The organism is Methylobacterium sp. 391_Methyba4 (genome assembly GCF_029691625.1).
Lineage (GTDB): Bacteria > Pseudomonadota > Alphaproteobacteria > Rhizobiales > Beijerinckiaceae > Methylobacterium > Methylobacterium fujisawaense.
Genome location: NZ_CP121475.1, coordinates 4171769 through 4188577 on the forward strand (window position 1 = coordinate 4171769; position 16809 = coordinate 4188577).

The following is a 16809-nucleotide window of genomic DNA, read 5'->3' on the forward strand; positions in this document are numbered from 1 at the left end:
CTCGACCCTTGCATCCCAGCCCGATCAACCTGGTCGCGAGGTCGACAAAACCCCGGGAGCATTCCGCTCCCGGGGTTTCCGCATGTGTGGGGCCACCCGAAACCGTTGCGCCCACACCTGAGCATTCCGCTCGCGATGTCGGGCTCTTGTCGGTGCTTCTGGAAGGGGTTTCACGAGGCCCTCAGGCTTCGCGCCTGCGCTAATCGATGCCGCCCGAAGCGCCACAGGAGCGCCAGGCTTTCGGATTTTCCGTCGCCCTGAACCGCGCCCCTGTCATCCGGGCGGGCGGGCGGACCTCGCGGCGGGAAGGGAGGATCCCGCGCCGACACGCGACAGCCGACAACTTGCATGCCAGCGCGCGAGGGCGCGATATGATCGGCCACGACGGCGGAGCGGGACAATCGCGGGATGGCGGATTTCCGCAGCTTGGAGGTGTTTTACTGGGTTGCGAAACTCTCCAGCTTTCGCCGCGCCAGCGAGAAGGTGAACACGACCCAGCCGGCCGTCTCCCAGCGCATCGCGGCCCTGGAGCATGAATACGGCACGCTGTTCGAGCGCCGAAGCCGGGACGTCGCCCTGACGGAGCGGGGGCGTCTCCTCCTGGGTTTCGCGGAGCGGTTCCTGGCTCTGCAGGACGAGATGAGCGCGGCCCTGCACGAGACCGGACGGACGCGGGGCACTCTGCGGCTCGGTGTGTCCGAGACGATCGTCCATCTGTGGCTGTCGCGCTTCATCGAGCGCATGCGCGCCGCCCATCCCGGGATCGGCGTCGACATCACCGTGGACATCTCGCCGAACATGCAGGCCGCCCTCGTCGCCGACGAGATCGATCTGGCACTCCTCGTGGGACCAATCACCCTGCCGAGCTTCGTCAACCGTGCCCTGTTCAGCACCCCGGTCGCGTGGATCGCCGCGCCGGGCCTGCTGCCGGGCGACGCGCCCCTGAGCCTCGGCGCGCTCCTGCACCATCCGCTCATCACCTACCCGCGCAACACCAGCCCCTATGTCGAGCTGCGCGACCTCGTCCTGCAGGAGAACCTCCTGCCGAGCCAGATCCACACCAGCGCCTCGCTCGCCACCATCGTGAAGATGGGCATCGAGGGCCTCGGGATCTGCGTGATCCCGCCGGCGGTGGTCGAGGCCGAGATCCGCGCCGGCACCCTCCGCGTCCTGCCGGCCGAGCCGCTGCTCTCGGAGCTGACCTTCACGGCGATGCACATGAAGCGGCCGGCCCACCATTTCGTGGCGGATGCGGCCCGCCTCGCCCAGGACGTGGCCGAAACCTGGGCCGCCGGCCGATAAGACTGGTTTATCGCGCCTCATTCGCAATCACGATTGGCGTGCCCTGCGGCGCGATGGGATCGTTGCTGCAGGACATGAATCGCTGAAGCGATCGGGGTCTTGCGGAATCCGGGCTGCCGACGATGCCGGCCCGGCGCTCGACAACCAGCCAGGGAGATCATCGCGGTGAGCCAGCACCTGGGCGCCGACGGCGCAGCACCTGTCTTCGCCGATGCGGCGGAAGCGCGGCGCGCGATCCGCGCGGGTCGGTTCCGGGGCCACACCTCGGGTCTCGTCCCCGCCCACGCGCAGGGCAACCTGATGATCCTGCCGCGGGCCATGGCGGAGGATTTCCACCGCTTCTGCCAGCAGAACCCGAAGCCCTGCCCGATCCTCGGCGTCTCGCAGCCCGGCGCCCGCACGCTTCCGACGCTCGGCGCCGATCTCGACCTTGCCACCGACGTTTCCGGCTATCGCGTCTACGAGGGCGGCGAACTCGTGGCGGAGCTGCCCGACCTGACCGGCGTGTGGCGGGACGACCTCGTCACCTTCGTCCTCGGCTGCTCCTTCTCGTTCGAGGCCGGCCTGATCGCGGCGGGCATCCCGCTCCGCCACGTCGCCCTCGGCCGCAACGTCGCGATGTACCGGACCTCGATCGCCACACGGCCCTCAGGTCCGTTCCACGGCCCCCTGGTGGTCTCCATGCGGCCGATGAAGGCGGCGGACGCCATCAAGGCCGTGCAGGTCACGGCCCGGATGCCGGCGGTCCACGGAGCGCCGATCCATCTCGGCGACCCGAGCCTGATCGGTATCCGCGACATCGCGCAGCCGGATTTCGGCGATCCGGTCCCGATCGAGCCCGACGAGCTCCCGGTCTTCTGGGCCTGTGGAGTCACCCCCCAGGCGGTGGCGATGGCGGCGCGGCTGCCGCTCTGCATCACCCACGCGCCCGGTCACATGCTGATCACCGACCTCCTCAACCGCGACCTGCCGTTCCTGTGACCTTCCCGGCCGCATGACGGCCTGTCCGCCAAGGAGTTGCGCCATGTGGGTGAAAGACACGAGTCCGGCGGAGCGCCGAGTGCTGGGCGCGGCCTTCGCGGGCTACGGCGTCGATGCGTTCGACTACATGGTCTATACCTTCCTGATCCCGACGCTGGTCGTGGTCTGGGGCCTGACCAAGGTCGAGGCCGGCAACATCGCCACCGCCGCGCTGGTAACCTCGGCCATCGGCGGCTGGGCGGCCGGGATCCTGGCGGACCGCTACGGCCGGGTGGTCGTCCTGCAGGCCACCGTCGCGTGGTTCACCCTGTTCACGGTGCTCAGCGGCTTCACGCACTCCTACGAGCAACTGCTCGTCACCCGCGCGCTGCAGGGCTTCGGCTTCGGCGGCGAGTGGTCGGTGGGCTCCGTGCTGATCGCCGAGACGATCCAGGCCCGCTATCGCGGCAAGGCGGTGGGCCTCGTCCAGTCGAGCTGGGCGGTCGGCTGGGCCTGCGCGGCGATCGCCTTCTGGGCCGTGTTCGCCCTGGCGGAGCCCGCCGTGGCGTGGCGGATCCTGTTCTGGCTCGGCGCCCTCCCCTCGGTGCTGATCTTCTGGATCCGCCGCAACATCGAGGATCCGGAAGTCTACCGGCAGACGCGCGCCGCCATGCGCGACGTCGGCGATACGGGCAGCTTCCTCGACATCTTCTCCCGGCCGCTGATCGGCCGGACCGTGCTGGCGAGCCTGCTGGCGACCGGCATGCAGGGCGGCTACTACGCGGTGACCACGTGGCTTCCGACCTACCTGAAGACCGAGCGCAACCTCTCGGTCCTGAACACCAGCGGCTACCTGCTGATGCTGATCTTCGGATCGTTCGTCGGGTATTTGACCAGCGCCTGGCTCTCCGACCGCATCGGGCGCCGCCTGGGCTTCATCCTGTTCGGCTTCTGCGCCGGTCTCCTCGTCCTGGCCTACACGCTGATTCCGATCACCGATCCGGTGATGCTGGTCCTCGGCTTCCCCCTCGGCTTCTTCCTCTCCGGCGTCTTCTCCGGGATGGGCGCCTTCCTGAGCGAGCTGTTCCCGAGCCGGATCCGCGGCTCCGCACAGGGCTTCTGCTACAATTTCGGGCGCGCCACGGGCGCGATCTGCCCGGCCGTGGTGGGCCATCTCAGCGGCTCGCTGACACTCGGCATCGCCATCGGCGTCGTGGCGGCGGGCGCCTATTGCCTCGTGATCGTCGCGGCGCTTCTGTTGCCCGAGACGGCGGGCCGCGCGCTCGATTCTTGCAGCGCGGATCCGAGCGAGCCGGAGCCCGTTGCGGCCCTATGAGACCCGATCGGCACGCGGAGCGGCGGCGATGACCAGCGTGGACCTGAATTCCGACCTCGGCGAGGGCTACGGCGCCTATGCCTGCGGCGACGACGCGGCGATCCTCGGGATCGTCACCTCGGCCAACGTCGCCTGCGGCCTCCATGCGGGCGACCCCGAGATCATGGCCCGGACCTTCGCGCTGGCGAAGGCGCGCGGCGTCGCGGTCGGCGCCCATCCGGGCTTCCCCGACCTCTGGGGCTTCGGGCGGCGGCGGATGCCGTTCAGCCCGGACGAGATCGAGCGGCTCGTCGCCTACCAGATCGGCGCCGCCCAGGCGCTGGCCGCCTATGCCGGCCACCGCATCACCTACGTGAAGGCGCACGGGGCGCTGGCCAACGTCGCCGCCGAGGAGCGGCCGGTGGCCGACGCCATCGCCCGGGCCGTCCGTGCCGTGGACCGCGACCTCGCGCTGCTCGCCATCGCGCTGACCGCCCAGGTGCCGGCGGGCGAAGCCTGCGGCCTCGACGTGCATCAGGAGATCTTCGCCGATCGCGGCTACACGCCGACCGGGCTCCTGATCCCGCGCAGCCAGCCCGGCGCGATGATCACCGATGCCGGCGAGGCGGCCGACCGGGTCCTGCGCATGGTCGAGGCGGGCGCGATCTTCACGGCGGACGGCCGGACGCTGCCGACGCCGATCCGCTCGATCTGCGTCCACGGCGATTCCGCCCACGCCGTCGCCACGGCCCGCGCGGTGCGGACCCGACTGGAGGGCGCGGGCGTCACGCTGGCGCCGTTCCGGCCGTGAGCGCGGTCGCGGAGCCCCGGCTTCTCGACGCCGGCGAGGCGGCCCTCGTGGTCGAGTTCGGCAGCACGGTCGACCCGGCGATCAGCGACCGGGTCCTGGCGCTGGACGACGCCCTCGGGGCGGATCCGCCCGAGGGGCTGCGGGAGCGCGTGCCGACCTACCGCTCCCTGATGCTGCACTATGATCCGCTGGTGCTCGACCGCGCGACGCTCGCCGAACGGGTCCGGGCGCTGGTGTCGGGCGCGACCGCGCGCGCGTCCAGTCCGACCCTGTGGACCCTGCCCTGCTGCTACGCTTCTCCGCATGGCGAGGACATCGCGCAGGTCGCCGAGCGCAGCGGGCTGTCGCCGGAGGCGGTGGTGTCGACCCATTCCGCCACGACCTTCCGGGTCTACATGTACGGCTTCGCGCCGGGCTTCGCCTATCTCGGCGGCCTGCCGGAGGCCCTGGCGGTGCCCCGGCGCGCGAGCCCGCGGCCGCCGCATCCGCGCAACGCCGTCATGATCGGCGGGGGTCTCGCCGCCGTGGCGACCGTGCCGATGCCGACCGGCTGGTACGTGCTCGGCGCGACGCCGGCCCGTCTCTACGCGCCCGAGCGCGACCCGAGCTTCTTCGTCGCCGCGGGTGACCAGATCCGCTTCGAGCCGGTGGATTCCGCGACCTTCGACGCCCTGACGGCCCGGGAGGCGGCAGGCGAGCCGGTGGCCCGGCGCGGGGAGCCCCACTGATGCCCGCCCTCGTCATCGAGTCCGCCGGACCCGGCGTAACCCTGCAGGACGGGGGCCGGCACGGCTACCTGCGCTACGGCATCACGGCCGCGGGTCCCATGGACCCGCTGATGCACGCCGCCGCCAACCGGGCGGCATCGAACGCCCTCGACGCCACCGCCGTCGAGATCTCCACCGGCGGCGTCACCGTCTCGGCGGAGGACGAACCCGTCGGGATCGTCCTGCTCGCGCCGGGTTTCCGCGTCGCGCTGGACGGGGTGCCGTTGCCCGATACGGTCGCGCTCACCCTGGAACCCGGCCAGAGGCTCGTCGTGCGGGCCGGCGATGCGGGCGCCTGGGGCTATCTGGCGGTCGCTGGGCGGCTCGACGTGGCGCCGGTCCTCGGATCGGCGGCGACCCATACCCGCTCGGGGCTCGGCGGCCTCGACGGGCGCGGCCTCGCTGCGGGCGACCGCCTGCCCGTCGCCGAGGGCCGGACCCTGGACGGGGCGCCGCAGCGGCTCGTCGCCCCCTGGCTCGACCGCGACGGCCGGGCGATCCGGGTGGTGCTGGGCCCGCAGGACGATTATTTCGCCCCCGACCAGATCGAGGCCTTCCTGGCAGGTCCCTGGACGGTCTCGCCGCGGGGCGACCGGATGGCCTGCTTCGTCGACGGCACGCCGCTCAAGCACGCCAAGGGGCACGACATCGTCTCCGACGGCGTCGCCATGGGGGCGATCCAGGTCCCCGGCAACGGCCTGCCGATCATCCTGATGGCCGATCGGCAATCCACCGGCGGCTACCCGAAGATCGCCACGGTCATCGGACCGGATCTCGGGCGGCTGGCGCAGGTCCGGGGCGGGGCGCGCCTGTCGTTCCGGCGCGTGTCGGTGGAGGAAGCGGTCGCGGCGCGGCGCGCCGAGCGCGATCTCCTGCGCGAGGCGGTGCCCCGCGAGCCGGTCATCCGCACGGATTTTGCGTCGGACTTCTTGCTCGGCCTCAACCTCGTCGGTGGCGTCACCGACGGCCGCAGCTGAGCGCAGATCGGCTGCGCTCAGGGACGCAAGTAGATAGAGTGCGGCACCGGCCGAGTCCCCGGCCCGATCCCGAGACACAGGAAAGCCCGCACGCATGGCGCACGCCGTTACCGCCCCGGGAAGCCCGCCCGCCCGCAGCAACGAGCCCCTGAACGCCGACAGCGTGCGTCGCGCCCGGATCGACCTCGCCGCCTGCCTGCGCTGGGCCGCCCGGAACGGTCTGGAAGAGGGGATCTGCAACCACTTCTCGGCGGTGCTGCCGGAGCGGCCCGACCTGTTCCTGGTCAATCCCTACGGCCTCGCCTTCGCGGAGGTCACCGCGTCGAGCCTTCTGCTCTGCGACTTCCACGGCAACGTCGTCGAGGGCGAAGGTCAGCCCGAGGCCACCGCCTTCCACATCCATGCCGAGTTGCACCGGCTGAAGCCCCGCGCCCGGGCGGCGTTCCACACCCACATGCCCTATTCGACGGCCCTCGCCATGCTGGAGGGCGAGCCGCTGCTATGGGCGGGCCAGACGGCCCTGCGCTTCTACGGCCGGATCGCCGTGGACGAGGATTACAACGGGCTGGCGCTCGACGCGTCCGAGGGCCGGCGGATCGCCGAGAGCGCCGGCGAGGCGGACGTGGTGTTCCTGAAGAACCACGGCGTGATGGTGCTGGGCGAGACCATCGCGGAGGCCTGGGACGATCTCTACTATCTGGAGCGCGCCGCGCAGGCGCAGGTCCTGGCCATGAGCACGGGGCGCACGCTCAAGACCGTGCCCGAGGCGATCGTCAGGCACGTGGCGGCCCAGGAGGCGGCGGGACGCGCCGAGAGTGCGCGGCTGCACCTGGAGAGCGTCAAGCGGGTGCTGGCCCGGGACGAGCCCGCCTTCCTGGCGTAGACGCCACTCAGGGCGTCGCCCGGACCCGGTCCAGCAGCGTGGCGTCGGCATAGCCGTCCGCCGGCAATCCGATCGACCCCTGGAAGGCGCGCAGCGCCGCCCGCGTCTTGGGGCCGATCTTGCCGTCGACCCCGCCGGTGGCGAAGCCGCGCTCCGTGAGCCGGGTCTGCAGATCGCGCCGCTCGTCGGCGGTGAGCGGCCGGTCGCCCCGCGGCCAGTCGTGCACCAGGCCCGGGTCGCCGCTCAGGCGATCCGACAGGAGCGCGACGGTGAGCGCGTAGGCCAGGGCCGTGTTGTAGCGCAGGATCACCGCGAAGTTCGGCTGCAGCAGGAAGGCGGGGCCGCGGATTCCGGCGGGCAGGATCAGGGTCGCCTCGGCCTCGTCCGGCATCGCGCGGTCACGCGCAGGCTTCACGCCGAGCGCCCGCCATGCCGCGATGGTGCGGACCGTCGTCTCGTCGGCGAGGGCCGCATCGAAATTCTCGGGCAGCGCCGCCTCGGCGCCCCAGCCCGCCCCGGGCTTCCAGCCGTGGGTGATGAGGTAATGAGCCGTCGACGCGAGCGCATCCGGCACCGAGGTCCAGATGTCGCGTCGTCCGTCGCCGTCGAAATCCACCGCCTCGCGCTGGTAGACGCTGGGCATGAACTGCGTGTGCCCCATGGCGCCGGCCCAGGATCCGGTGAGCCCCGCTTGCATCCGGTCGAGGGGCGCCTGGTTCCAGGCCAGGATCTGGAGCGCTGCCGTCAGTTCGTCGCGCCAGTAGGTGGAGCGATTGGGATCGCTGCAGCCGAGCGTCGCCAGCGAGCGGACGACCGGTTTCACCACCGCCGGATTGTCCAGCACGGCGCCGTAGCTCGATTCCACGCCCCAGAACGCCACCAGGATGTGGCGGTCGACCCCGTACCGGGCCTCGATGGCCGCGAGCGTGTCGGCGTGCTCGGCGAGCTTGCGCTGACCGGCCTCGATGCGGGCCGGCGTGACACTGGCCTCGATGTAGTCCCAGATCGGCCGGACGAACTCCCCCTGGCTCTGCGTTGCGGCGAGCACGTCCGGATCGGGCGTCAGGGTGGCGAGCTGCGCCTCGGCGAGGCTCTGCGGCACGGCCCGCGCCGTGACCCAGGCGATCAGATCGGCCCGGCAGGTCTCGAAGGGCTGGGGCGTGGCCGGCGGGGATTGGTCCGGCCCCGCGGCGGCGAGCGTCGGCGCCACCAGACCGATCAGAAGTGAGGCTCCGGTCGTCAGGACCGTCCGCAGGGGGCCGCTCCAGGTCGCGGGCCGCATCGGCGCAGCGCGATCGTCCATGGGCATCTCCGGTGATCCAGATGCGCGCGACGTAGCACACCGAGCCCGCGACGGCACCTTCAGCGGGGACTCGCCGTGACGGCGGCTCCGCCCCAAGTCGCGTCATGACAGTCCGAACGCCAGGAGACCGAACCGTGCAACGTGCTTATCTCACGGCGATCGGTACGGCCCTTCTGGCCGCCGGACCAGCCAGTGCCCTGGAAGTCACCCGCAGCCGCGACATCCCGGCCCCGCCGGCTGCCGTCTGGGCCCTGATCGGCGATTTCTGCGCGATCCAGAACTGGCACCCGCAGGTTCAGCGCTGCATCCTGTCGGGCGAGGACGACGACGACGGCATCCGCGCGCAGATCCGCGGCCTCGTCGTCAAGGGCGGCCTGGGCACGATCGCGGAAGTCGAGACCGCGCGCGACGAGACCGGCATGAGCTACAGCTACAGCTTCATCCAGGGCCCCCTGCCGGTGCGCGCCTAACGCGACACTGGCGGTCCGCCCCAACGGTGAAGGGTCCACGGTGATCTGGAGCGCGACCTTCGACGCCGAGGGCATGAGCGACGCCGACGCGGTCGCCGACATCACGGGCGTGTTCGACGCCGGGCTTGCCGGGATCGCCCGGGAGACGGCCAGATAGGCGCCGGCCGAATCAGTCCGCCGCGCCAAACATCGCCTGGCCGGAGCCGCGGCGGTGCCGGGCACTGTTATGTGCGGCGGCGGCGCGACCGAGCGCCCGGCTCGATTCCCAGAGACAGCCCCAGGAGGGCGAGACCCGAATGCGCCGTCACCGCCACGCCAAGATCGTCGCCACCGTCGGTCCCGCCAGCTCCACGCCGGACCAGCTCCGCGCCCTGTTCCTCGCCGGCGTCGACACGTTCCGGTTGAACTTCAGCCACGGCGTCCAGGCGGATCACGCCAAGGTCCACGCGGCGATCCGCGACCTGGAGAAGGAGGTGGGCCGGCCGATCGGCATCCTGCAGGATCTCCAGGGACCGAAGATCCGGATCGGCACGCTGCAGGGCGGCCGGCTCGATCTTCAGGCCGGGGAGACGGTGCGCTTCGTCCTCGAGGGCGCCGAGGGTGACAAGCAGGCGATCCCGCTGCACCACCCGGAGATCTTCGACGCCGTCGTGCCGGGCCAGGAACTCCTCATCGACGACGGGCGGGTGCGGGTGCGGGTCACAGGGCCAGAGCCAACCGCGATCACCGCCGAGGTGATCACCGGCGGACCGATCTCGAACCGCAAGGGCGTGAACCTGCCGGGCACCCTGCTGGATCTCTCGCCGCTGACCGAGAAGGACCGGGCCGACCTCGCTTTCGGGCTGGATCTCGGCGTCGACTGGGTCGCCCTGTCTTTCGTCCAGAAGCCCTCCGACGTGATCGAGGCGCGGGGCATCATCGGCGACCGCGCCGGCATCATGTCGAAGATCGAGAAGCCGCAGGCGCTAGACCGGATCGACGACATCATCCGGCTCTCCGATGCCGTGATGGTTGCCCGCGGCGATCTCGGTGTCGAGATCCCGCACGAGGATGTGCCGGCGCGCCAGAAGGAGCTGATCCGAGCCTGCCGGCTGGCCGTGAAGCCCGTGGTCGTGGCGACCCAGATGCTCGATTCCATGGTCAACGCCCCGGCGCCGACCCGGGCCGAGGCGTCGGACGTCGCCACCGCCATCTATGACGGCGCCGACGCGGTGATGCTCTCGGCGGAATCGGCGACCGGCCGCTACCCGGTCGAGGCGGTGGCGATGATGGACCGGATCATCCGCAGCGTGGAGGGGCACAAGCTCTATCACTCGATCATCGCGGCCTCGGAGCCGGGCGAGGAGGAGACGCCGCCGCATGCGGTGGCGACCGCCACGGCCGATCTCGCCGAGGCCGTGCGCGCCGCCGCGATCGTCGCCTACACGGCGAGCGGGACCACGGCGGCACGGGTGGCGCGCAAGCGTCCGGCCGCTGCGATCCTGGCCTTGACCCCGAACGTCGCAACCTCGCGGCGGTTGAGCCTGCTCTGGGGTGCGCACAGCGTCCTGACGGAGGATGTCGACAGCTACGAGGAAATGACCACGAAGGCCCGCCACCATGCGCAGGACGAGGGCTTCGCCAAGCCGAACGACATCATCGTGGTCACCGCCGGCATCCCGTTCCATTCGGCCGGCAACACCAACAACATCCGCCTGATGCAGATCTGAGCCGGCCGATCGGGAGCGTGATCTGGAACGCGGCCCACATCTCACCCGTTGATAGGAAGCTGCGCCATTTGGGCGCGATAACGGAGGGCCGAGCCATGAACCTGATCGGACGCATCGTCACCAAGATCCTCGGCAACGAGAACCGTCCCGTGTACCGCGACGACCGGAACGCCAGCTCGGCGACCCCGCTCGGCCGCCTCGTGACGAAGATCCTGGGCAAATAAGAGGTCGGCAGGACCGGGCCTGCGCCGGCAATCCGGCTCCGGGACCTGACATCGTCCACCGCGCGCCCTGCCGGGCGCGCGGCAAAACCCCGTTAGATCAGTGCGCCACGACGCTCGCGGTCTCTCTGAGGACCGGCGAAGCCGGAACCGTATGCTGCCAGAAGGTGCCGCTCCGGCCCTTCTCGAGGCCCGCATCGTAGAGCGCGCGCATGTAGGCGGTGTCGAAGCCCTTGGCAGCCGACGCCTTGGGGCCGTTCTCGTCAATATATGTCAGGTTGAAGCCGATGCCGTTGGCACGCGCGAGCGCGTAGGTCGCGGTGAGCGTGGCCCGGGAGCGCGCCCGGCTCGCCGTCGTGAATGAGCGCTCGACGATCGAGAGCGTGTTGTCCTTCGTGACCTCGAAATCCGGCTCGAGACGGCCGTTGATCACTACGTAGATCTCGGCCTTGCCGCCCGTACGGATCCGTCCGTCGCGCAACAGGAGGCTCTGCGGCAGGGTGAAGACCGGCGTCACCACCGAGCCGTCCACATGCATCTCCTGGAAACGCGTGTCGCCGGCCGAAACGTCGATGAACTGGGGCGGGAACACCGCCGGAATGCTGGCCGAGGCTGCCAACACGTCGCGGAACAGCTCCCGGGCGTTCGGCACGCCGCTCGCCGCGATGGCGCCCATGTTCCAGATCACCGCCCGCTGGGAATCGAGGTTCGTCGTCACCACGAGGAGGCGCCGCCCCTTGGCATGCTCCTCTGCAACCGCCTTGAGGAGATCCGCCGTGACGTAGCGGTCGATCAGGCTGCGCAGGCGTCCGTCACCGAACAATCCGGAGCCGAACAGCACGTTTGCCAGGTTGGGCGAGGCCACCAGCTCACCCGCCACGCCGCTGGTGTAGAACTCGGTCAGATAGGGATCGTAGGCCGGTCCCAGAAAGGCGAAGGGGGCGATCAGCGCGCCGGTCGAGACACCGGACACCAGGGTGAATTCCGGGCGCTTGCCGGAGGCTGTCCAGCCGTTGAGCACGCCCGCCCCGTAGGCGCCGTCACCCCCGCCGCCCGACAGGGCCAGATACGTGAAGCCCTTGAGGCGACGCTCCGGATTGGCGGCGAGCGCCGCGATCGTGTCCACCGACGCGTCGGCGAAGACGCGCGCACCGGGGACGCCGGGGATGGTCGCCAGCGCGGCCTGCTCGGCGCTGTACGGAGTCCGCGGGACGCTGCCGCACGCCGCGACCTGCCCCGCCAGCCCGAACGCCACTGCCATGCGCAGGCTGACCTGACGAAAACCCATCGTCGCTTCCTTGAACCGCGTAACGCGCCCACTCTGCCACACGGAACGAGCTTGGCCGTACAGCCTGTTCCACCATAGCCGGCTGAGCAGGACGATATGGCCGCGCTGTTGCGGAGGGGTCACGTTTCCACGGGATCCGGGCACAAGCGTGGCCGCCTCGATCGCACGGCCGAGGGGCCATCGGCCGCCGCCATTGCCGGTGGACAGGCGCCGCGGCGGCCCGCATCGGGGGACCGGCCGCCCTTGCAACGCTCGCGAACGCCGCGCTAGGGTTCCCCCGTGGCCTGGCGAGACAGGGTGTCGCACGCGGTGCGGCAGCCGGCGCGCGAGGGCGCGGTCTGCGCGGCGACACGGTCGGCCGAGATAAGGCGTCCGGCGGCCTGAACACACGGCCTCGCTTTCGGGAACGCAGCCGAGCCGCAGGGGGCGGAGGGGATGATGGAACCGGTTCTCGGCTGGACGGATGATCGCGTGGCGCTGCTGCGCCGGTTGTGGGAAGACGGGCAGAGCGCCAGCAAGATCGCGGCGCAGCTCGGCGGCGTCACCCGCAATGCGGTGATCGGCAAGGTCCATCGCCTCGGTCTGGCCGGGCGTGCCCGGGGTGGCGAGGAGGCTCCCGCCGCCGCGCCGCCATCGAAGACCGTCGAGATCGAGACCGCCATCGCGGTGGTCGAGACACAGGCGCCCGAGCCGGTGGCGATCCTCGCCCATCGTCCGGCCCCCGAATTTCCCGCGCCCGCGCCCGTGCCGGCTCCGGAGCCTGTGGCTCTGGCGGTCTCGCAACGCGTGACCATCATGGACCTGCGGGAATCCATGTGCCGCTGGCCGCTCGGCGATCCGACGACCCCGGAATTCCGGTTCTGCGGCGCCCGGTCGATCACTGGGCTGCCCTATTGCACCCACCACGCCGAGATCGCCTACCAGCCGGCAGCCGAGCGGAAACGCGACCGCCGCGTCGCCTCCTTCCGCTGAAGCCCGGCGGACTCAGCGCAGGCTCACGCCCGCTTCGCGGAGGAGGCGGGCGGTCCCGGGATTGATCCTGTCCGCCGGGACGAGGCCGACGAGGTTCTTCGGCTGGGCGGTGGGCAAGTCCGTGCGCGCCAGCGCCGCCGCGACGCGATAGGCCGCGTCCTCGCGGAGTCCGGGCCGCGCGAGCACGAAGCTCCAGGATCCGACCGTCTCGATCGGGTCCGTCTGGCCGGCGAAGCTGCCCGCCGGAACTGTCAGGCGCCGCGTCGCCGCGCCCGGCTGCGCGAGGCGCGCGATCCCCGCCTCGGACGGCCCGAAGAAGCGGGCTCCGCCCGGATCGGCGGCCAGAGCATGGAAGCCCGGCCAGTCGAGCCCGCCGCCCCAGAGCGCGTCGGCGCGGCCCTCCCGCACCAGGGCCGGACCGTCGCCGGCCCGGTCGAGCAGGATCGGGCTGATGTCCCGCTCGGGATCGAGACCCGAGGCGCTGAGGGCGCTCCGACCCATGACGGTGAGCCCCGAATTATGGGTGCCGAGCACGACCCTGCGCCCGCGCAGATCCGACACGGAGCGGATCGCACTGCCGGCCGGAACCACGAACAGGCCCGGCGTCGGGTACATCGGGGCCAGAACGGTCAGGTCGCCGCCTTCGGCGAGGGCCGGATAGGCGTATGCGCCCTGTACGAGGCCGAGATCGACCCGGCCGGTGCGGAGGAGGCCGACATTCTCGGCCGACCCGCCGGTGGCACGCCGCTCGATCGCCAAAGTCGGGTCGACGGCCGCGATGGCGTGGGCAAGCGTCTCGCCGAAGGCTGGAAAGCCGCCGCCCGGCGTCGCGGTGGCGAGCACGAGGCGGACCACCTCGCTCCCCCAGGTCGGCCGCGCCAGGATCACCCCGAAGCCGGCCAACAGAGCGGTCCGACGAGTCAGCCTTCGGGAACGTCCCAGCCCTCCAGATGTGGAGGACACGCCGATCCCGCCGGTCGTCTCGACGGGGGCTGGAGAATGAAATTCCATCAGGCTCGGACCAATCGATAAACGCCTTCCATCCGGGGCCGAATGCCTTGGAAATAATGAAAAGAACTTTCGGTAAGGGCACTTAGCCCGATTGCTCCGGCCGCGGCAACGCGATATCGCAGCCTCCCGTCCGGAACCGGCCGGGCCGGCCTCGCGTGAGCGATCCCTTGGCGCGGCCCGTCCCGGACCCGAGATCTGTCAGATCCCTCAACACGCGCAGGAGTTCCCCGATGGCCGATACCATCAACGCACCGGCGAAGGTCGGCCACGGCCGGGTCTACGGCTCGATCACCGAGACGATCGGAAACACCCCGCTGGTGCGCCTCAACCGGCTGCCCAAGGAGCACGGGGTCGATGCCGAGATCCTGCTCAAGCTCGAATTCTTCAACCCGATCGCCAGCGTCAAGGACCGCATCGGCGTCAACATGATCGACGCGCTGGAGACCTCCGGCAAGCTCCAGCCTGGCGGCACGCTGGTCGAGCCGACCTCGGGCAACACCGGCATCGCCCTCGCCTTCACGGCCGCCGCCCGCGGCTACCGGCTCATCCTGGTGATGCCCGAGACCATGTCGCTGGAGCGGCGCAAGATGCTCGCCTTCCTGGGAGCGGAGCTGGCGCTCACCCCCGGCGCACAGGGCATGAAGGGCGCGATCGCGAAGGCCGAGGAACTCCTGAAGGAGATCCCGGGCGCCGTGATGCCACAGCAATTCTCGAACCCCGCCAACCCCGAGATTCACCGGAAGACCACCGCCGAGGAGATCTGGAGCGACACCGGCGGCCAGCTCGACGCGTTCGTGGCCGGCGTCGGCACCGGCGGTACCGTGACGGGCGTCGGCGAGGTGCTGAAGCCGCGCCTGCCGAACCTGAAGGTCTTCGCCGTGGAGCCGGAGGATTCCCCGGTGATCTCCGGCGGCCAGCCCGGCCCGCACAAGATCCAGGGTATCGGCGCCGGCTTCATTCCGGACAACCTTCACACCGACATCCTCGACGGCGTCCTGAAGGTCACCAATCAGGCCGCCTTCGAGACCGCCCGGGCCCTCGCCCGCCTGGAAGGCATCCCCGGCGGCATCTCCACCGGCGGCAACGTCGCCGCGGCGCTGGAGCTGGCCAAGCGGCCCGAATTCCAGGGCAAGCGCATCGTGACCGTCGCCTGCTCCTTCGCCGAGCGCTACATCTCGTCGGCCCTGTTCGACGGCATCGGTTAGGCGCTATCGGAGCGGCCCTCGGGCCGCTCCAACACGGGTGTCCCGGGAATCGCGCCGGCACCGTTCGGCGCGAGACATATACCCCACAGAGGCCGGATTTGGCGCACCGCCTGAATGGGACCACCACACCAAGAGAACTCTCGAATAGTGAAACTGATCTTTGTAAGATTCATTTCAGGCCATTTTGCCTATAAACACTACAGATCAATTGGTATAGTTCGCGCCGCTCCGAAAAGCGCCGCATCTAGATCCGGAAAAGCCTTTCCGGTAACGCCAGACCCGTCGATCGGGTGGCGATTCTCTGATGCGCGGTCTCCTTATTCTTATGCTCAGCCTCTGGGCTCAGGCCGCGCTCGCGCAGGGCTTCGCGCTGCATGACCTGACCGGGCTGGCCGAAGCTTCCAGAACCGCCCTCGGGCCGGAGGCCGCCGCGCAGGCGGCACCGCTTCATCTCGGCGTGAATTGTTCGTCCTGCAGGGGTGCGCCGACGATCGAGCTGCAGCTCGGGCGCCTGACCGACGGGACGGAAGAGCGGGTGCGCTCCGGCAGGACGTCCCTCGGCGCGCTCGAAACGCTCTGCGTTCGGCGGAACCCGGATTGCCGACTCTCGGCCCTGCCGGCCGGCCCGGCGATCGGCTGGCTGAGTGTCTACGCGCTGGAACGCGGTGCGGGCGCGACCGCCGTCATCCTCCGGGGTGGCGATCTGCTGACGATCGAGGCCCGCGCGGCGGATCGCGGGGCTGCCGAGGATTCCGTGCGTCGCCTGACTGAGGCCGTCCTGCCGCGGATCGTCGGCCCCTGACATCAGGGGACCGCCGGCGGTCGATCGCCTCGGCCCCCGCAACTCTCCTGCGCCGCCTCCGTTGTCCCTCGAAGAGGCAGCGAGGCGAGCCATGACAGAGCAGACCGGACAGACGCCGCGGGAAAGTCCTGAAGCCGACAAGGCCAGTGAGATCGGGACCTCGCGCGAGAAGCTCGGCCAGATGGAAGACCAGGCCAGGAGCGGCACCGACCTTGGCGAAGCCATCGACCGTGCCACCGCCGCCGTCGGTCAGGACGACGGGAAGCGCTGATGAGCCGAGCGACGAGCGAGTCCGAGACGGTCACCCGCAAGCCTGACGACGCGGTCGGGTCGCGCGGAACCCCGCCGGCCGGGGGTGGTCACCAAACACCCGAGCAGGCGGCGATCACCGACATGGGATCCGGTGGAACGCCACGGAGCGAGCCGAAGGAGGGCTGGGGTTCGACCGGCGAGCCCGGACGCGCGCCGCCCGCCATCGGCGGTTCTTCCGGCGGCCATTCGGACCAGAAAGCCTCGCGGGGCCCGGCCGCCGGCACCAAAGTCGCGGGCGGCCATTCACGCGCCGAGCAGGAGACCCAGGAATGACCGAGCGCCGCGAGACCGATCCGCAGCCGGAGAAGCCGAAGAACGTCGCCCCCGACGCGGTGAAGGACCCGAACGAGAAGACCGAGGGCAAGCCCGGCCTGGGCACGCCCTCCGGAGGCACGCAGAACGACGAGACCGATCCCGGCGGCAGCTGACGCGACAGAGCCGCACCGCGACGCGGTGCGGCTGCTCGCGGCTCAGGAAAGGCGGAGAGGGATCGGTCCGGCC

19 protein-coding genes are annotated in these 16809 nt (G+C 70.7%); 16 read left to right on the forward strand and 3 right to left on the reverse strand.

Annotated features, from left to right (window positions below; all coding sequences use genetic code 11):
• Window positions 1–408 precede the first annotated feature (408 nt).
• The 7 genes from P9K36_RS19600 (at window position 409) to P9K36_RS19630 (ending at window position 7015) form a co-directional block, all read left to right on the forward strand.
• Entirely contained in the window at window positions 409–1302 is an 894-nt protein-coding gene (locus tag P9K36_RS19600) for a LysR family transcriptional regulator (protein WP_043382889.1), read from the forward strand.
• Window positions 1303–1467: 165 nt separating this feature from the next.
• On the forward strand, window positions 1468–2283 hold the full coding sequence (locus P9K36_RS19605) for a putative hydro-lyase (protein WP_179697003.1): 816 nt from the start codon (window positions 1468–1470) through the stop codon (window positions 2281–2283).
• Between the two features lie 43 nt (window positions 2284–2326).
• Window positions 2327–3598 (forward strand): MFS transporter, encoded by a 1272-nt coding sequence (locus P9K36_RS19610; RefSeq protein ID WP_053609469.1) that lies wholly within the window; start codon window positions 2327–2329, stop codon window positions 3596–3598.
• Window positions 3599–3626: 28 nt separating this feature from the next.
• Window positions 3627–4388: a 5-oxoprolinase subunit PxpA gene (locus P9K36_RS19615; RefSeq protein WP_278305816.1), complete on the forward strand. Its 762-nt coding sequence runs from the start codon at window positions 3627–3629 to the stop codon at window positions 4386–4388.
• Window positions 4385–5116: an allophanate hydrolase subunit 1 gene (locus P9K36_RS19620; RefSeq protein ID WP_043354799.1), complete on the forward strand. Its 732-nt coding sequence runs from the start codon at window positions 4385–4387 to the stop codon at window positions 5114–5116. The genes P9K36_RS19615 and P9K36_RS19620 overlap by 4 nt, the downstream gene beginning before the upstream one ends.
• Window positions 5116–6132 carry a biotin-dependent carboxyltransferase family protein gene (locus tag P9K36_RS19625; RefSeq protein WP_278305817.1) on the forward strand — a complete coding sequence of 339 codons (1017 nt, stop codon included), beginning with the start codon at window positions 5116–5118 and terminating at the stop codon, window positions 6130–6132. Before P9K36_RS19620 ends, P9K36_RS19625 begins: the two co-directional genes overlap by 1 nt.
• 94 nt (window positions 6133–6226) lie before the next feature.
• Window positions 6227–7015, forward strand: coding sequence for an aldolase (locus P9K36_RS19630; protein WP_075380688.1), 789 nt, complete (start codon window positions 6227–6229; stop codon window positions 7013–7015).
• A gap of 7 nt (window positions 7016–7022) precedes the next feature.
• On the opposite strand, the gene P9K36_RS19635 is transcribed toward P9K36_RS19630, so the two are convergent.
• On the reverse strand, window positions 7023–8318 hold the full coding sequence (locus P9K36_RS19635; protein ID WP_278305818.1) for a lytic murein transglycosylase: 1296 nt from the start codon (window positions 8316–8318) through the stop codon (window positions 7023–7025).
• 134 nt (window positions 8319–8452) lie between these two features.
• Between P9K36_RS19635 and P9K36_RS19640 the strand changes: the two genes are divergently transcribed.
• From P9K36_RS19640 to P9K36_RS19655, 3 genes are all read left to right on the forward strand, one after another.
• Window positions 8453–8788 carry an SRPBCC family protein gene (locus P9K36_RS19640; RefSeq protein WP_278305819.1) on the forward strand — a complete coding sequence of 112 codons (336 nt, stop codon included), beginning with the start codon at window positions 8453–8455 and terminating at the stop codon, window positions 8786–8788.
• Window positions 8789–9084: 296 nt separating this feature from the next.
• Window positions 9085–10497, forward strand: coding sequence for a pyruvate kinase (pyk, locus tag P9K36_RS19650; protein ID WP_278305821.1), 1413 nt, complete (start codon window positions 9085–9087; stop codon window positions 10495–10497).
• A gap of 95 nt (window positions 10498–10592) precedes the next feature.
• Window positions 10593–10721 carry a hypothetical protein gene (locus tag P9K36_RS19655; protein ID WP_043354815.1) on the forward strand — a complete coding sequence of 43 codons (129 nt, stop codon included), beginning with the start codon at window positions 10593–10595 and terminating at the stop codon, window positions 10719–10721.
• A 97-nt stretch (window positions 10722–10818) separates the two neighbouring features.
• On the opposite strand, the gene P9K36_RS19660 is transcribed toward P9K36_RS19655, so the two are convergent.
• Window positions 10819–12006: a patatin-like phospholipase family protein gene (locus P9K36_RS19660; RefSeq protein WP_043382908.1), complete on the reverse strand. Its 1188-nt coding sequence runs from the start codon at window positions 12004–12006 to the stop codon at window positions 10819–10821.
• A 438-nt stretch (window positions 12007–12444) separates the two neighbouring features.
• Here P9K36_RS19660 and P9K36_RS19665 point away from each other — a divergent pair, with 438 nt between their 5' ends.
• Entirely contained in the window at window positions 12445–12978 is a 534-nt protein-coding gene (locus P9K36_RS19665; RefSeq protein WP_083683818.1) for a GcrA family cell cycle regulator, read from the forward strand.
• Window positions 12979–12990: 12 nt separating this feature from the next.
• On the opposite strand, the gene P9K36_RS19670 is transcribed toward P9K36_RS19665, so the two are convergent.
• The gene (locus P9K36_RS19670; protein WP_278305822.1) at window positions 12991–13881 is read right to left on the reverse strand and encodes a TAXI family TRAP transporter solute-binding subunit; all 891 of its coding nucleotides are present in this window, start codon (window positions 13879–13881) and stop codon (window positions 12991–12993) included.
• 338 nt (window positions 13882–14219) lie between these two features.
• Between P9K36_RS19670 and cysK the strand changes: the two genes are divergently transcribed.
• The 5 genes from cysK (at window position 14220) to P9K36_RS19695 (ending at window position 16736) form a co-directional block, all read left to right on the forward strand.
• Complete coding sequence (cysK, locus tag P9K36_RS19675) at window positions 14220–15194, forward strand: cysteine synthase A (protein WP_278305823.1); 975 nt, start codon at window positions 14220–14222, stop codon at window positions 15192–15194.
• Window positions 15195–15498: 304 nt separating this feature from the next.
• Window positions 15499–15996, forward strand: coding sequence for a hypothetical protein (locus tag P9K36_RS19680; protein WP_278305824.1), 498 nt, complete (start codon window positions 15499–15501; stop codon window positions 15994–15996).
• Window positions 15997–16087: 91 nt separating this feature from the next.
• Complete coding sequence (locus P9K36_RS19685) at window positions 16088–16267, forward strand: hypothetical protein (protein ID WP_053609473.1); 180 nt, start codon at window positions 16088–16090, stop codon at window positions 16265–16267.
• Window positions 16267–16581, forward strand: a complete 315-nt coding sequence (locus P9K36_RS19690; protein ID WP_043346756.1) for a hypothetical protein — start codon at window positions 16267–16269, stop codon at window positions 16579–16581. The genes P9K36_RS19685 and P9K36_RS19690 overlap by 1 nt, the downstream gene beginning before the upstream one ends.
• Window positions 16578–16736, forward strand: a complete 159-nt coding sequence (locus P9K36_RS19695) for a hypothetical protein (protein ID WP_164706369.1) — start codon at window positions 16578–16580, stop codon at window positions 16734–16736. The genes P9K36_RS19690 and P9K36_RS19695 overlap by 4 nt, the downstream gene beginning before the upstream one ends.
• Window positions 16737–16809 lie beyond the last annotated feature (73 nt).

Excerpts from the sequence above, each read along its gene's own strand:
- pyk (WP_278305821.1), top strand. The coding sequence starts at position 9,085 with ATGCGCCGTCACCGCCACGCCAAGATCGTCGCCACCGTCGGTCCCGCC.
- P9K36_RS19610 (WP_053609469.1), top strand. The coding sequence starts at position 2,327 with ATGTGGGTGAAAGACACGAGTCCGGCGGAGCGCCGAGTGCTGGGCGCG.
- P9K36_RS19655 (WP_043354815.1), top strand. The coding sequence starts at position 10,593 with ATGAACCTGATCGGACGCATCGTCACCAAGATCCTCGGCAACGAGAAC.
- P9K36_RS19635 (WP_278305818.1), bottom strand. The coding sequence starts at position 8,318 with ATGGACGATCGCGCTGCGCCGATGCGGCCCGCGACCTGGAGCGGCCCC.
- P9K36_RS19630 (WP_075380688.1), top strand. The coding sequence starts at position 6,227 with ATGGCGCACGCCGTTACCGCCCCGGGAAGCCCGCCCGCCCGCAGCAAC.
- P9K36_RS19685 (WP_053609473.1), top strand. The coding sequence starts at position 16,088 with ATGACAGAGCAGACCGGACAGACGCCGCGGGAAAGTCCTGAAGCCGAC.
- P9K36_RS19690 (WP_043346756.1), top strand. The coding sequence starts at position 16,267 with ATGAGCCGAGCGACGAGCGAGTCCGAGACGGTCACCCGCAAGCCTGAC.
- P9K36_RS19660 (WP_043382908.1), bottom strand. The coding sequence starts at position 12,006 with ATGGGTTTTCGTCAGGTCAGCCTGCGCATGGCAGTGGCGTTCGGGCTG.
- P9K36_RS19680 (WP_278305824.1), top strand. The coding sequence starts at position 15,499 with ATGCGCGGTCTCCTTATTCTTATGCTCAGCCTCTGGGCTCAGGCCGCG.
- P9K36_RS19600 (WP_043382889.1), top strand. The coding sequence starts at position 409 with ATGGCGGATTTCCGCAGCTTGGAGGTGTTTTACTGGGTTGCGAAACTC.
- P9K36_RS19625 (WP_278305817.1), top strand. The coding sequence starts at position 5,116 with ATGCCCGCCCTCGTCATCGAGTCCGCCGGACCCGGCGTAACCCTGCAG.
- cysK (WP_278305823.1), top strand. The coding sequence starts at position 14,220 with ATGGCCGATACCATCAACGCACCGGCGAAGGTCGGCCACGGCCGGGTC.
- P9K36_RS19695 (WP_164706369.1), top strand. The coding sequence starts at position 16,578 with ATGACCGAGCGCCGCGAGACCGATCCGCAGCCGGAGAAGCCGAAGAAC.
- P9K36_RS19615 (WP_278305816.1), top strand. The coding sequence starts at position 3,627 with ATGACCAGCGTGGACCTGAATTCCGACCTCGGCGAGGGCTACGGCGCC.
- P9K36_RS19665 (WP_083683818.1), top strand. The coding sequence starts at position 12,445 with ATGGAACCGGTTCTCGGCTGGACGGATGATCGCGTGGCGCTGCTGCGC.